General features: G+C 45.8%; 11 protein-coding genes. 5 read left to right on the plus strand and 6 right to left on the minus strand.

The genetic code is table 11. The features are described 5' to 3' along the window. Nucleotides 1-70 precede the first annotated feature (70 nt). From MHB43_RS31695 to MHB43_RS31705, 3 genes are all read right to left on the minus strand, one after another. Nucleotides 71-1,453 (minus strand): transcriptional regulator, encoded by a 1,383-nt coding sequence (locus MHB43_RS31695; protein ID WP_221820075.1) that lies wholly within the window; start codon nt 1,451-1,453, stop codon nt 71-73. Nucleotides 1,454-1,724: 271 nt separating this feature from the next. Then, nucleotides 1,725-2,642 carry an aldo/keto reductase family oxidoreductase gene (locus tag MHB43_RS31700; protein WP_076213731.1) on the minus strand — a complete coding sequence of 306 codons (918 nt, stop codon included), beginning with the start codon at nt 2,640-2,642 and terminating at the stop codon, nt 1,725-1,727. A 147-nt stretch (nt 2,643-2,789) separates the two neighbouring features. After that, the gene (locus MHB43_RS31705) at nt 2,790-3,680 is read right to left on the minus strand and encodes a diacylglycerol kinase family protein (protein WP_221820287.1); all 891 of its coding nucleotides are present in this window, start codon (nt 3,678-3,680) and stop codon (nt 2,790-2,792) included. Between the two features lie 381 nt (nt 3,681-4,061). Between MHB43_RS31705 and MHB43_RS31710 the strand changes: the two genes are divergently transcribed. The 3 genes from MHB43_RS31710 (at nt 4,062) to MHB43_RS31720 (ending at nt 8,701) form a co-directional block, all read left to right on the plus strand. Further along, on the plus strand, nt 4,062-5,579 hold the full coding sequence (locus MHB43_RS31710) for a leucine-rich repeat domain-containing protein (RefSeq protein ID WP_405131059.1): 1,518 nt from the start codon (nt 4,062-4,064) through the stop codon (nt 5,577-5,579). Between the two features lie 310 nt (nt 5,580-5,889). Further along, entirely contained in the window at nt 5,890-7,230 is a 1,341-nt protein-coding gene (locus tag MHB43_RS31715; RefSeq protein ID WP_339180667.1) for a glycoside hydrolase family 30 protein, read from the plus strand. A gap of 310 nt (nt 7,231-7,540) precedes the next feature. Continuing rightward, entirely contained in the window at nt 7,541-8,701 is a 1,161-nt protein-coding gene (locus tag MHB43_RS31720; protein ID WP_405131060.1) for an MFS transporter, read from the plus strand. A gap of 136 nt (nt 8,702-8,837) precedes the next feature. Here the strand turns inward: MHB43_RS31720 and MHB43_RS31725 are convergent, their stop codons facing one another. Beyond that, on the minus strand, nt 8,838-9,800 hold the full coding sequence (locus MHB43_RS31725; RefSeq protein ID WP_221820079.1) for an endo-1,4-beta-xylanase: 963 nt from the start codon (nt 9,798-9,800) through the stop codon (nt 8,838-8,840). 263 nt (nt 9,801-10,063) lie between these two features. Between MHB43_RS31725 and MHB43_RS31730 the strand changes: the two genes are divergently transcribed. Further along, nucleotides 10,064-12,358 (plus strand): 5'-nucleotidase C-terminal domain-containing protein, encoded by a 2,295-nt coding sequence (locus MHB43_RS31730; RefSeq protein ID WP_339180672.1) that lies wholly within the window; start codon nt 10,064-10,066, stop codon nt 12,356-12,358. 144 nt (nt 12,359-12,502) lie between these two features. Here the strand turns inward: MHB43_RS31730 and MHB43_RS31735 are convergent, their stop codons facing one another. Continuing rightward, nucleotides 12,503-13,189 (minus strand): hypothetical protein, encoded by a 687-nt coding sequence (locus MHB43_RS31735; RefSeq protein ID WP_339180673.1) that lies wholly within the window; start codon nt 13,187-13,189, stop codon nt 12,503-12,505. 53 nt (nt 13,190-13,242) lie between these two features. Then, nucleotides 13,243-14,181 carry a macrolide 2'-phosphotransferase gene (locus tag MHB43_RS31740; RefSeq protein ID WP_339180674.1) on the minus strand — a complete coding sequence of 313 codons (939 nt, stop codon included), beginning with the start codon at nt 14,179-14,181 and terminating at the stop codon, nt 13,243-13,245. A gap of 432 nt (nt 14,182-14,613) precedes the next feature. Here MHB43_RS31740 and MHB43_RS31745 point away from each other — a divergent pair, with 432 nt between their 5' ends. After that, nucleotides 14,614-14,970 (plus strand): YobA family protein, encoded by a 357-nt coding sequence (locus tag MHB43_RS31745; RefSeq protein WP_221820087.1) that lies wholly within the window; start codon nt 14,614-14,616, stop codon nt 14,968-14,970. The last annotated feature ends 79 nt before the right edge of the window (nt 14,971-15,049 follow it).

The following is a 15,049-nucleotide window of genomic DNA, read 5'->3' on the forward strand; positions in this document are numbered from 1 at the left end:
AATTTCGGGGTTCGGGATTTCCTTGCCTGGGACAGGTTCCGTAGCAGGGGCTACGATGAATACAACGATACTACAGGTAGCTATCAGCAAAGCCAACTTTCTCTTCATTGAGTTTCTGCACCTCACTAATTATCATTTTGTATTGCTTTTTCGCCGTCTCAGATGCAAATTCCCGGTATTGCTCAAACAGTCCGACACCTCTAAGCATACCTCGTCCACTGCTAATTTCAATAGAAAATTTCAAACTATCCAGAACAAATTCTATCCCTAAATGGAACTCGTCTTTCTTTAAATAATATGCACCTAAATCTGCTAAAAGTCGTAAATATCGATCATCCGTAACCTGTCTGCTCACTTTGCCAATTCGGTTGCTCTGTTCCTGATAAGTGAAGTACGATTCATACTGTTTGAGAACATGATCAATATCCTTATCATAACGATTAGCCGCTGTTACAATATCACACAGCGCTGGGAATATCTCATTTTCCTTCGTCGAGATATACGCCAGATAATCAGGTAACACCTCAAAATGACCACCCATTAAATGATATATATATCGATTCGCTTCAGCCCATTCCTGAAACTGATTCATAACAACGATTTCATCTTTATCCGGGTTCTTCACCCAGTGATTATCCGAATATAAAGAAACATATTTAAGTGCCCCAGTGTAGTCTTTCAAATGATAACAGGCACTTCCTGCAGCTAGATCGGAGTACAGAATATAGAAGACAATTGGTCTTTTGGTCTCTTCTTGTTTCCTTCGGCCATTCATCTCATAATGGATGGACGCTTTTATTTTCAATTTTTCAGATAACTCCTGAACCTTGTTCCATCTATGCAACGCTCCAAATGCATTAATTAGTTCGTTAAGCGCATCCAATTGATAGCGCTCATCCAGCCGATCCACATAATATTCGAACCGTGCTGCAATAATCAGATTCCGCTGCTGATCATTGGTCAGTCCCAACCGGAATAGTCGATACTGACAGAGTGCAAGCCGCTCGGAATGTTGCATTTTCTCGCTTTCAGCAATGTTCTCATATAGAAGAATGGCCGGTTTGAATTTACCCGCTTGGTAGAATTCTTCAGCCACATCAAATAACAAAGGAATATAAGATAGATTATCCATCATTAGACGAATAACCTCTTCAATACAGTCCAATTTGTCCAACTCGGCACAGCGATGAAGGAAGGGTCCCAGTCTTCGCCAGTCCGGGGTCGCGTGCACAAAACACTCATCTATGTATAACTCATAGAAGTAACCTTCTTCCAGTCTCATGGCGGAAGTAATGCGATCCAACTGCTGCATGGCAATTGGCCGATTTTTATTCAAAATATTGCTGAGCGTACCCGAATTAATCCCTGACGTTTCCGAAAAATGACTAATGGACATCTGTTCACGCTTCAGATAACTTTCCAAGTGATCGCGTATCGTGGTTGTCGACTCCAAACGAACACCACCCTCCAAAATAAAAAACATAAACGGGATTATCGGTATGCAAAGTAATTATATGTAATTAGAAAGTATCGGTCAATATGATAATTTCAACTAATTTGTATTAAAACCATTTTAATCCTTTTATGAAACGGACAATCATATCCTTATTTTATATCGGAAACACGTCTGGCATCAAACCTGAAAATAGACAAAAAACACGAGCCATCCACGGGCTCGTGTCCTCAACTGACTCAGCAGTCAGTATGCTCACTATAACTTGGATTTAAGGCAGTATATTACCTGCCGCACGGTAAATTTCATACCACTCTGGACGAGTGAGATGAACATCTCCTGCTTTTACACAGTCTTGCAGACGTTCAATATTCATCGTGCCTGTCACAGGTTGCATCTGTGCAGGGTGACGAAGCAACCATGCGATTGCAATCGTTGTATTGCTCACGTCATACTTCGCAGCAATCTCGTCAATCTTTGCATTCAATTCCGGGAACTTGTCGCTACCCAGGAATACACCTTCGAAGAATCCGTACTGGAACGGGGACCACGGCTGAATGGTGATATCATGCAGACGACAATAATCCAGGATACTGCCGTCACGGTTAACCGCAGCGTCGTTCTCCATGTTCACGTTGATGCCACTGTCAATCATCGTCGTATTGGTAATACTCATCTGCAACTGATTGGCTACCAGTGGCTGTTTCACGTATTTTTTCAACAATTCGATCTGGTTCGGATTCTGGTTGGATACCCCGAAGTGACGCACTTTACCTTCGCGCTCCAGTTGATCAAAGGCTTCAGCCACTTCCTCCGGCTCAACCAATGCATCTGGACGGTGCAGCAGCAGAACGTCAAGATATTCCGTTTTTAGACGTTGCAGGATGCCATCGACTGAATTCAGGATGTGCTCTTTGGAGAAATCAAACATGCCTTTGCGGATACCACATTTGGATTGAAGAATCATATTTTCACGAACTTGGGGATTCATCTGTACCGCTTCGGCGAAGATCTCCTCACATGTTCCTGTGCCATAAATGTCGGCATGGTCAAAGAAATTCGCGCCAACCTCCATTGCAGAACGAACAAAATGTTCGGCTTCCTTACCGTCTAGTGAATTAATCCGCATGCAGCCCACCGCGACTACAGGTACTTCTAGTGCACTGCTGCCCAATTTAATCGTTCTCAAGATGTTTTCCCTCCATATTCGAATATTATCGTGTATCTTACTTTTGATTGTGACATATATCTGCAATCGGTTTCAATAGATTTATCCTACTTTCATATGGAGAAATGATAGGTTCTTCATTCCAGCCTATAGTTCCAAAAGAATATGTTATACTTCTTCCGGTATGATAACCTCAATATGCCTTGGCAGGACACGGATATGAATCGGCAGGGCAGGACCTTCTTCCCCATCTACATTGGTGCGAATGGCTTCGTCTGAGCGAACATGAACTTCTTTGGCTGTAAAATAGTCCACGTCCTTATGGTCTTTCAGACTGCCAAATAAAAGGGAAGTGCCAAGGGTCAGACTGTTGAACACACTGATATTACGAACAACAAAACAATGTATCAAACCATCGTCCACCTCTGCATCCGGAGATAACTTCTCGAATCCTCCAACCGAGTTGGTCAGCGCCGCCAGGAAAAGTGGCGATTCCCCCTCCCAGATCTGTCCGTCATATTCGATGGTTAGATGATTGGCTGGTGTATTCACCAGATCTTTCAAACCTTCTTTGAGATATGCGAATGATCCCAACTTCGACTTCTCTTCTGAAGATACGGAGAACAAAGCTTCTGCCAAAGAACCCGCAGCCACAACGTTAGCAAACAGGCGATCATTGATTTTCCCCATATCCACGATATGGGTCTGATTCGAACATAACTGCCTAATGGCTTCTTCCGGGTCAAGCGAGATATTCAGCGCACGCGCAAAATCATTCACCGTACCTAGCGGTATAATGCCCAGTCGGGGACGATGATCCTGATCCATCATGCCGTTAATCGTCTCATGCAGTGTACCGTCGCCTCCGATGGAGATGACCAGATCACAGCCATCTTTACAGGCGCTCAGACAGTAGTTGGTGGCATCACCTTCCCCGGCCGTCTCATTAACAACCACCTCATACTGCTGTGACTCCAGAATTTCTCTGACTTGGGACACATACTGCTCGGCCTCTTCCTTACCTGACGATGGATTACTAATGATCATGGCTTGGCGCATACTCACATCTTCCCCTCCAAAATGGCATCTTTACTTCATCATTACCCGTTTCAAGGGTGGGTTGAATAGGGTCTGTGGGGGATGTTCTATTTTTTTTGATAAACATGTCTCTGAAGAGTGCAGAGCAGGGATTGTTTCATATAGAATAGAAGTAGAGAAATACCTATTACGAAATTTCTTGTTCCTTTTCCCTGTTGACGGGTTAATAACTATAGATGTGCTTTGAGCCGAACCTGCATATGTTAAACTATTCAATTCACACTGAGCACTCCCGTGGGCAGAACAACCTTCCGGTTGCTGTTATCGTGTAAATACTATACTTAATTAACTCAATCTGTTCGGATTATTTTATAATTCTAAAAATCGGAGGGAATGCATGCAATGAGAAGAATGACGCTACTATTTCTAGTATTCATCCTGAGTCTCTGGGCATCGGGGCAAGCCATGGCTTACACAACCACGGACTTGGGCGAGGGAATCATTGAAGATCCTGCTTTGGAGGACGGACTGAAGCTAATCCTGAACAAACCTCTGGATGTGCCCTTAACTTCAACGGATCTGGAGCAGCTTGAGGTGGTAGATCTGAGCAATGCAGGTATTCACAGCCTGTCCGGTCTCGAATATGCAACCAATCTGACTCACCTCCGATTATATGGGAATGAGATTGAGGATCTCACACCGCTGGAGCACCTAACCCAGCTTCGCGAGATCGATGTTCGCAATAATTACATTACATCCATAGACGCACTTACTGAATTGAAAGACTTGGGACGGCTGTATATCAGCAATAATTCCATTTCTTCTATAGAGGTTGTACGTGGGTTCAACCGATTACATACGTTCCACGCCAGCGGTAACCAGATTGCCAGTCTTGCGGCCCTCTCGGATGCGGATGCACTGAAGTGGCTTGAGATTTCGAACAATACCATTAGCGATCTGACACCGCTCATGGGTAAAACTCGGCTCCAACAACTCAACATAGCTAACAACCAGGTTCAGACGCTGGACGTACTGGCTGAATTGCCAAATACACTGCGGAATCTGAATGTGGCAGGCAACCAAATCACGGATCTGACACCACTGGCGCACATGACACGCCTTCGGACACTTGATATCTCTGGTAACCAAGTACAGCACCTCAAAGGGCTTGAGGGACTGACTGGGCTGACGGAGTTGAATGCAGAATCCAATCAGATCTATGATCTGGAACCTTTACGGCAGCTTTCCAGCCTGGACGTGTTAAAATTATCCAACAACCGGGTGTGGGATCTCACACCGATTGCAGGTTTTACGTTTACCCGTGATCAGTCAGCGACAAATGTTATACAGGATATCTCGGCGTCTACCTCGTTATCCTCGGGTATTCAAACGTCTGTCTCAGAGGTTGAGCCTGCCGGACTCACAGTGCAGAATAATTATCTGGATGTTGTGAGTGGTAGTCATACGATGCAGCTTCTGAACCAGATGAATGTGCGGGAGCAGAAACGAACGCCGCAGGGCAGCTTCCAACGTCTGATTGAAGGATCCACCACTGCCTATGTCGGGGATCGTGCTTATGCACTGGATGCTGCACCTTTTATCGATGAAGGGCGCACCTATGTGCCTCTGCGTTTTGTCTCGGAGCAGTTAAACGCCCGTGTGAACTGGAACAGCGGTACGCGCGAAGCCGTGATCACACAGCATGATAAGACCATCCGCTGGAGCGTGGGTAACAAACAAGTTGCCGTGAATGATACGCTTGCGATCAATGATGCTCCTCTTCTGATGAAAAATGGTAAAGCTTTTGTACCGGTACGCTTCATCTCGGAGCAATTCAATACCTCTGTTGGTTACATCGGAAGCAGCAAAACAATTCTGATTTTTGAAAATAAACAGCTTGGTGAGAGTGTACAGCCTTAAGTTGTGTCTCACGTTCATTTTCAGCCATAAGAGAATATGAGAAGTATAGCCAAAGTCCCCGTCTGAACGATCAGCGGGGACTTTGTTGTGCCATGACAGTTGTATTATGACATTGGATAATGGTATATGGACATCGCCGATCACAAGTAAATACAGCATACGATCTGTCTGTGCGAATACGAACTCGTGATGCTCTATCTTGGATTAGGGTAAATTTCACACGGTTTAGCATATCTTCTTTTGCCGTGGGAGTTGTTATACTGAACGTAATATATATGACAGTTGAAGTTCAAGCGAGGAGGAAATTCACATGACATTCACGCTCACTGGTTATTCCACAACCCAAGACAACCCGTGGAGAGAACTATCTTTTGTACCGACGAATGAAAGCGCCAACTTAAAACTAACAGGTGAACAGCACCAACTTGTGGAAGGGTTTGGCGGATGTTTCAACGAGCTTGGTTATATGGCTGTGTCCCACTTGAATGAGGAGCAGCGCCATGAGGTATTCCATTCTCTCTTCCATCCGGAGGGTGAGCACAAGTTTAACATCTGTCGCCTGCCCATCGGCGCAAGTGATTATGCGGAGCAGTGGTATAGCCACAACGAGGTGGACGGCGACGTGGCCATGGAACATTTTTCGATCAATCGTGATTTCAAATACCTGATTCCTTACATCAAGGAAGCTCTGAGTTTTAACCCGAATCTGCAATTCTTCGCCTCGCCATGGAGTCCGCCAACGTGGATGAAGTCGCCCAAAGCCTATAACTATGGGACACTGCGCTGGGAGAAAGATATTCTGGAGGCCTACGCCCTGTATTTTGTAAAATTTGTACAGGCTTACCGTGACGCAGGCATTACCATCCATCAGGTGCATGTGCAGAACGAAGTAATTGCAGATCAGAAATTCCCTTCCTGCATGTGGACAGGCGAGCAGCTTCGTGAGTTCATCGCCGATTATCTGGGCCCGGCTTTTGACAAACAAGGTCTGGATACGGAGATCTGGCTGGGAACGATCAACGCCCCTGATCCATGGGAGGAATTGATCAAGAAAAAAACAAATGACTTCGATGAGTACGCCGGGCTTGTCCTGAGTGATCCGAAGGCCTATTCCTATATCAAAGGTGTTGGGTATCAATGGGCAGGCAAAAATGCCATTCAACGTACCTCGGCCAGTTATCCGGAGTTGCGTTATATGCAGACTGAGAACGAATGCGGTGATGGCAACAACTCATGGAACTACGCCAAATATGTATTTAATCTCTACCAGCATTACTTCAGCAACGGAGTGAACGCGTACATCTACTGGAACATGGTTCTGGAACCCAAAGGCCGCAGCACATGGGGCTGGGAGCAGAACTCCATGATCACCGTAGATCCGGATAATAAGGAGGTTACTCGGAACCCTGAGTATTATGTGATGAAACACTTCGCACATCATATTATTCCTGGTGCTCGAAGAGTCGGCCTGTCTGGCGCGTGGAGCGGTAAATCCGTCGCTTTCCGCAACCCGGATAACAGTCTCGTCATTGTCATCAACAATCCATTCCAGGATCGTCGTGACCTGTATCTAACCCTTGAAGAAGGACAGACCCTGCACATGAAGCTGGAAGCCGATTCATTCAACAGCATGGTTATTCAACCGAAATAAACAACTTAACACATCGTTAAAAGCATAGAGATCAATAGCGTCAGGCTCAGGAATTCCTTGAGCCGGCGTTATTTTTTATGAGCCAGACCATGCTTATTGTCACCATGAACACTCCTGTAGAACACAAGCTGAAGACGAATTAAAGATATGACGTTTCACCTTTTATATTTACAAATCTATAAATCTAGATATAATGTAATCCAGAGAACTTACTCTCATGTCCATTATATTATAGGAGGCAAGGCAGGCTCATTTCGACATAATATATCTACTTTTCTCTATATTTAAATTTATTGGAGGTACGCTTTGCATGAAATCACAACAGGTCAATCCACTCCTTATCTTGATGCTGGCACTCGGGGTATTCGGGATTATTACAACAGAAATGGGAATCGTGGGGGTACTTCCTCAGGTTGCGCATAAATTCAACATTACGGCTGCACAGGCAGGTTGGCTGGTGAGTATATTTGCGCTGGTTGTAGCCATTGCAGGTCCTTTTCTCACCTTACTGGCATCCGGGATGAATCGCAAAATTATCCTTTTAGCCGCTGTGCTGATGTTTGCCATTTCGAACGTTGTATATGCCTACGCCACAACATTTGATACCATGCTTATCTTCCGTATCATTCCCGCGTTATTCCATCCCGTCTTCTTTTCCGTAGCCCTGGTCACCAGTGCCCAACTTGTTCCGGCAGAGAAAAGCAGTCAGGCCGTCGCCAAAGTATTTACCGGAGTTACCGCTGGCTTTGCCTTTGGCGTGCCACTGACATCGTATCTTGCTGAACGCCTATCCCTCGAAATCGCCTTTTTGTTTGGAGCGTTGGTCAGTGTAGTCGCTTTGATCGGCATATGGATCTGGCTACCCTCGATGCCCGTGAAGGAAAAGATGTCTTATGGCAAGCAACTCGGTATTCTGCGCAAACCTGGATTATGGCTAAATGTTGCCGCAGTCATTTTTATATTCGCCGCCATGTTCTCCGTGTACAGTTATTTCGCCGAGTATCTTGGACAGGTCACCCACATGAGCGGATCATGGATCAGCGTCATGCTGACTGTCTTTGGTGTCGTCATGATCATCGGAAATTTGGGGTTTGGACAGTTTCTGCGTAGGAGCGTGGTCCGCACTGTCCTCATGTTCCCCCTGCTGTATGTAGCAGCTTACGCACTCGTCTATTGGGCCGGTCCCCACTTCATGTGGATGGTTATTGTAGTCATCCTCTGGGCATCCGTGCATTCAGGAGGATTGATTGTAAGCCAAACCTGGTTAACCGCTGAAGCGCAGGATGCACCTGAATTCGGCAACAGCTTGTATGTATCCTTTTCCAACCTAGGTATTACCCTGGGTACTGCTATCGGCGGCTGGTTCATCGCGAACCTGGGAATATATCAACTGATCTGGAGCGGAATGATCTTTGCACTGATCGCTTTTGTATTGGTTTGGATTAAAATTAAATGCTTCCCTGCACCATAAATTTCCGAACACTGTTGAGACAAAGCATTAATACAAATAGCGCCATATTCCCATGTTTAACATGTGGAACAGGCGCTATATGGTGTTATATAGTCAACCGATTTACATGGAAGCTCAGACTTGTCAAAACGCAAGCTTAAGGATTGTTCGCCAGGTAATTTCTCAGCCATTGCATAGCCGGACGTTCTGTACCGTTGCTATTGACCAAGTGGGAACCAGCCTGCCAGGTTTGATTTTGGTTGTAACCCCACAGCGTCACACCTTTAACAGCAGAGTGTTTCCACAGCACAGGGAATTTTTGCTGATAACGCTGCAATTGTGTATTATCGTCACCTGTCATATCCAGCTCGGATACATAGATTGGCAACCCTGTCGCTGCAAGCTTGTTCAATACTGTGTTCATCGTGCTCACAGAAACGTTGTCCATATTGAAGTAATGCGCCTGGATTCCAATACCATCAACTAGACCTCTGTTTTTCAAAAGGTTGATAATCTGGATATATTGGTCCGCTTTAGCGGGATCACCGATAATACCATACTCATTAATTAACAATTTGGAGTTAGGGAAGGCTTGTCTCGCCTGTTGAAATGACCAGATAACCCAGTCCCAACCCGTTGCCCCATCTCCACCAATGGCATTGCGATAGGATGGTTTCGCATGCAGAGGTTCATTCACCACATCAACGAAGGCAGACTTCGAATACCGCTGTCCTGCGGCTTTAATCCATTGTGTCACTTCAGCCTTCTGATCTGCGGCTGAGAGACTGTTAATCCAATTTGGCTGTTGATTTCCCCATACGAGCGTATGGAATTTGAACGGAAATCCGTTATTGTTAGCATAGTTGTAGGCCATGTCCGCCTGGCCCCAATTCATTACGTTGCGTGTGCCTTCAATAGCATCCCACTTGGTAGAGTTCTCCGGAGTTACCTGATTCCAATATGGGTTAAAATTCGAAGGAACCTGGTTGGCAATAATATTGCCCAGAAATTTGCTACCTTTCGCCAAACCAGCACTCACACTGCCAACCGCAACAGAAGCAGCGAGAATCCCTACCAATGCCAATGAGCCGACTGTTTTGAACCACTTAGACTTAATCAATGATTTTCCTCCTTAGTATTCATTTTTTGTTAAGCGCTTACAAACATCATTTTACTGGATAATTTTGGTTTTTAACACCTGTCAAATTATAGTATTTTATTGTAAAGAAAATAGAATTAAGTGCTTTTTTTGAAGCTATTTATAGATTCACTCTCATAAATCCAACATAACCTCTTACATTGGAGTTTACATTCACCGCATGTTTATCTAGTATGAAATGATACATATCTTTACACACACTAGATAACAAGGGAGATTACAACATGAGCAAAATTTCAACGAAACGTTTCGCCGGATGGCCTTTATCTTTCCTCTTATGTGCCTCCATTTTGTTCGCCCCTTTTGCTTCCACTCCGGTTCAGGCTACTGAGGCAGACAAGGAGACCAAGATTACGTTGCTGGGTACATCGGATATACATGGTCGATTCATGCCGTGGGACTATGCTCTGGACGGTCCAAACCCAACCGGTAGCATGACACAGCTCTACACCATTGTGAAAAAAGTCCGTGCGGAGAATCCCAATACGATCCTGCTGGATGCAGGAGACATGATTCAGGATAACTCGGCTGAGTTGTTTAATGATCAACCTCAATCTCCCATGATGGTTGCAATGAACGAAATGAAATATGACGCATGGGTTATGGGTAACCATGAGTTTAACTTTGGACTGGACGTACTGGAGAAAATCTCTTCCCAATTCAATGGACAGCCTCTCGTGGGTAATATTTTCAAAGAAAACGGCGACCGCTACATGCCTGCCTATACGATTATCGAGAAAGACGGAATCAAAGTGGGTGTTATCGGAATGAACACACCTATGACTACCGAATTTGAAAAAGGTACGGATCACCTGGACGGCATCATCGTCAAAGATCCTGTGGAAGAGACCAAAAAGGCCATTGCTGAGCTGAAAGGCAAAGTCGATGTCATGGTTGGACTCATGCATATGGGATTGGACAACGAGAACGGTAATCCGGGAACCGGAGTGACGGATATCGCCAATGCCAACCCGGAGCTGGCTGCCATTTTTGCCGGACACATGCATACTTTGATTGAATCCCAAACGGTTAACGGCGTATTGATCTCCGAACCGAATAAATATGGCTCACATATTTCACGAATCGATCTGACATTTGAAAAAGACGGCGACAAAGTTGTGCTGAAAAGCAAAGAAGCTCAAGCACTCGCTGTAAAAGCAGCAGACGGAACGTATGAAGTCTCCGATCCTGCGCTGGAAGAGACTTTGCACCCATTCCACGAGTTCGCTCGTGCCGATGCCAACATTGAAGTGGCTGAACTCAAAGGAACGAACCTGGTCCCTTCTGATGAGATTAAGGGTATCCCTGCGGTGCAGATCCAGGAAACACCTTTGTCTGATTTTTTCACCGAAGTGATGTTGCATTACAGTGATGCCGATGTGGTCGCGCATCAGATTGATAACGACAAAGCCAAGCTGGATGTAGGCCCGATTAAGAAAAAGGATATTGCATTCAACTACCAATACACCTTTGGTGAAGTGACCGTATATGAAGTAACCGGACGCGATCTAATGGATTATATGGAGTGGTCTGCGGGGTACTTCAACTCCACACGCCCGGGTGATGTGACCGTCAGCTTTGATCCGAAACGACGTGCTTCCAAATACAGCACCGATGATTTCTTCGGCGGCGTAACATATGAGATTGACCTGACCAAACCATACGGTAGTCGGATTACAAATCTCAAGTACAGCAATGGATCCGTTGTCAAAGAAGACGATACGCTGAAGCTCGGTATGAATGCCTACCGGATGGAAGCCCTGATTGCCAAAGGCGGCGCCATGGAAGGTCGCAAGTTCAAGCAGCTCTGGTCCTCCAAGGATGCCTCGGCATTTGGTGAGATTCAAGGCACGATTCGCAACCTGTCCATCGCCTATCTGAAAGATGTCATGAAAGGTGTCTACGAACCGAAGATTCAACGCAACTGGAAAATCACCGGCGTAGACCTGACTGCACCGGAGCGTGCAGATGTGGTGGAGTTAGTTAACAATGGCATCATGTCTGTGCCAACAACGGAAGATGGCAAGTACACCAACATTGCCTCCATTAACATTTTGGATGCGGTGACTCAAGAAGAGATTGATACACTATCTGCCAAAGCAGGTGTGAGTGCAGCACAATTCGCAGGCGTGAAAAACAAGGGAGCATTCTATCAGCAGCTGAACAAGGCTCGCAAAGCAGTAGGTAGTGGTGAGGGAGCAACTACTCCTACACCTGAGAAGCCGACAACGCCAACAGTACCAAAACCAACACCAACTCCAGGCACGTCGAAACCTGGTAAACCATCCACACCAAGCACTGATAAACCGGGAACTGTCATCAAAGGCAAACAAGCCAAGGTTACTGCGGCTTACCTGAACGTACGCGCTGGCGCTTCATCCAAAGCGAAGGTCGTTGCTGCGGTACCAAAGGGCACCCTGCTTGAGGTGATCAGTACAGACAAGTATGGCTGGGTAAAAGTGAAGCTGGATGGACGTGTAGCATTTGTATATGGGAAATATGTAAGTATTTTGAAATAGATACAATCGTGACGCACCACGCTTAACGAAAAAGAAAAAGGGCGATTCTCCCATGAATATCATGGTCGGGATCGCCCTTTGTTATGTTAAACGAATGGTTAGGATTATGGCCCTTCCTCTACTGCTCTAGGGGAATGAAGTCATTTAGCCTTGTGGTTGGTTCTTGATTTTATCCATAAAAGCGTCCAGCTGGATGCCATTCGTTTGTTCCATAAAATCACGCAATTCCTCCGATTCCCCCTCGTAGGCGGCAAGTACGTAGTCATCATCGACAATATAGTACGTGCCGTAGCGAGTGAATGAATATCCTCCCTGCTGTTCTCCGGTCGTCCCCTTTTTGACTACAGCGATAATCTTCATACCTGGTTTAAGTTCAGGCTCCACACCTGCGAAGTCAGCGTTGTAAAATAAAAAAGTATCCTTTCCTACATCCTCACCTGTTACAACCTTATCCACCTTCACCTTGTAAGTAATGAATTCAGGCTTGTAGGGTACAAGACCAGCAGCCCGATCCTTTTCTGCAAAATCACCCTCAGGCGTGCCCGGTTCGGCAGGCAAATCCACGCTAAAATTCGGAAGGCTACTCTCAACCTCTGCTACAATAACGGAGTCCGCAAAATCCATGATCTCTCTGAAACTTACTTCTCTGATATTGATCATCACCGGGGTGTCAGTAGATAGCGGGTATTCCTTCCTCAATTCTTCCATCCGCTCTGGCGACAGCCTGTTTCCTGCGCCTTCATGTGAGTTGGTAAAAGGGGCCGAGCAACCGGCTAAACTAACCGTCAGTACAATGTTTATTAACCATCGCGTCTTACCCTCTCGTGCCACATATCCACCTCCCCTCATCCGACATACTTAGATTTACACCTTCACTGGAGCACCTAATCCCGCCTCACATCCCAGTTTGCCAGCATGCCTCTCGCCATTTCCATCGTCGACTCTTCCCCTGTGGTTAGAGCAAACTTAGCAACAATTGCAGGATAGGCTGCCCACTGCTCCCGAATATGCTCCAGCATCTGGGGCCATGTTCTTCCCCCTGCCTTCTCATAACGACTCAAAAGCTCACGCAGCCCTTCCTCCTGAAAGAGTGCGTAGTAGATGACAAAGTCCTTACCCGGATCTGCAATCTCCGCTTCCGTCCAATCAATAAGTCCATTTACTCGCTGGGCACCATCGACAATAATATGCGGCGGATGCAGATCACCATGGATGAACGCCGAGTGCTGCGGCCAATAGCTATTCATAGAAAGCCATACCGTCCAGCGTTCAACCAACTTGGTTGGTACCGTAAAGTTCTGCTTAACCTCCTCTATATTGGCTGCAAATTCTTTGCGAGCTTCCATAGGTGTCTTGATCCGCACTCCACCTTTCTTCGCCTTGTCGGGATCGATGTTATGCAGCATGGCGAGAGTCGTAGCCAGTGAATCCAGGAATGTATCCGATAAGCTCTCCTGAGGGAATCGCCATACATACCCTCCCCCTGCGGGGTCCACAACTGCGATCGGATCACCATCAAGTAAAGGATAAGCTATCAACTCTGGCGTGAAGATCCTCCAATCCGGTACTTGTGCGGGTATATTTCCTCGGACCACATCCAGCACCTTGCGCTCATTCTCGGCTCGCTCCCACACGTCTTCGCGTCGCGGCTGGCGCAGAACCCATCTGCGGCCTTCTTCATCCGTGGCAAATGCTACTCGAAAATCCATACCCGACTCGTTGATCTCCAAGGATTTCTCAACAATAAGTAGTCCGTTCTGTTTTGCTAAAGTTAATAGTTCCTTATGAATTGCCAAATTTTCATTTAAGTTCGGTTTTGTCATATCAGGTACTCCCCTTTTCCTGGATAAAATAAAAAACACAGACATGTTCGCCTGTGCAGTTCATTTCGGAAGTTGGCATACCTGGATGCTCACAAAAAAATAGTAGTACATCAAAGAACCACTTCAAAAAGTGATCCTTTCATGACGACTAGCGGCATACGTGTAAACAGGCAAACTTCTCCCGATGATCTGCACACAGGCAGTGAAACAGCAAGCGCAAGCAAACGTTCCGCTACTATCTCAATCGAAAAAAATTTACCACACGTATCCCTCCGTTCAGTAAGTTAACTATATGCTAACATATTCCAATTTTCAGTACCAGACTGAATCGAATGATTTTGGTTCTTTTTTATTGATATACAGGAACTTCGTCACCTCAGGTAACGTCCATAGTTATAGATGCATTAAAAAGGATGAGAGGTGAGTAACCCGATGTCCATTGTACGAAGATTATTCGTATTCCCGTTTATCTTGCTTCTGCTAACGCTCGGATGCGCAGATAAATCCGAGGAACAAGGGAAAGAGAAGCCACATGTGCGAGGAATTATTACGGATTTTGAGGAAGAAAGAGGTCAGGTACTCATCGAGAATAAAGAAGATGGCGGTGTTGATTCTGGACCGATTTGGGTCTCGCTCAGCAAGGACGCCGAACTCATCATCGAAGAAGAGATTGTCACCGTCTCTTTGGATGAGACACTCGTTGGTCGAAGTGCAGAAGTATGGATCAATGGAGTTATTGATCAATCTTACCCTCCCCAAACCAAAGCTGTAAAAATGGTCATTCATTAACACCAAGCAAAATACGCCGATACATTTCGTTTCACGTGGAACGTTATGATACACATACGAACAGCAACGGGTGGTTGCT

The sequence above is a fragment of the Paenibacillus sp. FSL H8-0317 genome, from assembly GCF_045040685.1.
In the GTDB taxonomy this organism is placed as follows: Bacteria; Bacillota; Bacilli; order Paenibacillales; family Paenibacillaceae; genus Paenibacillus.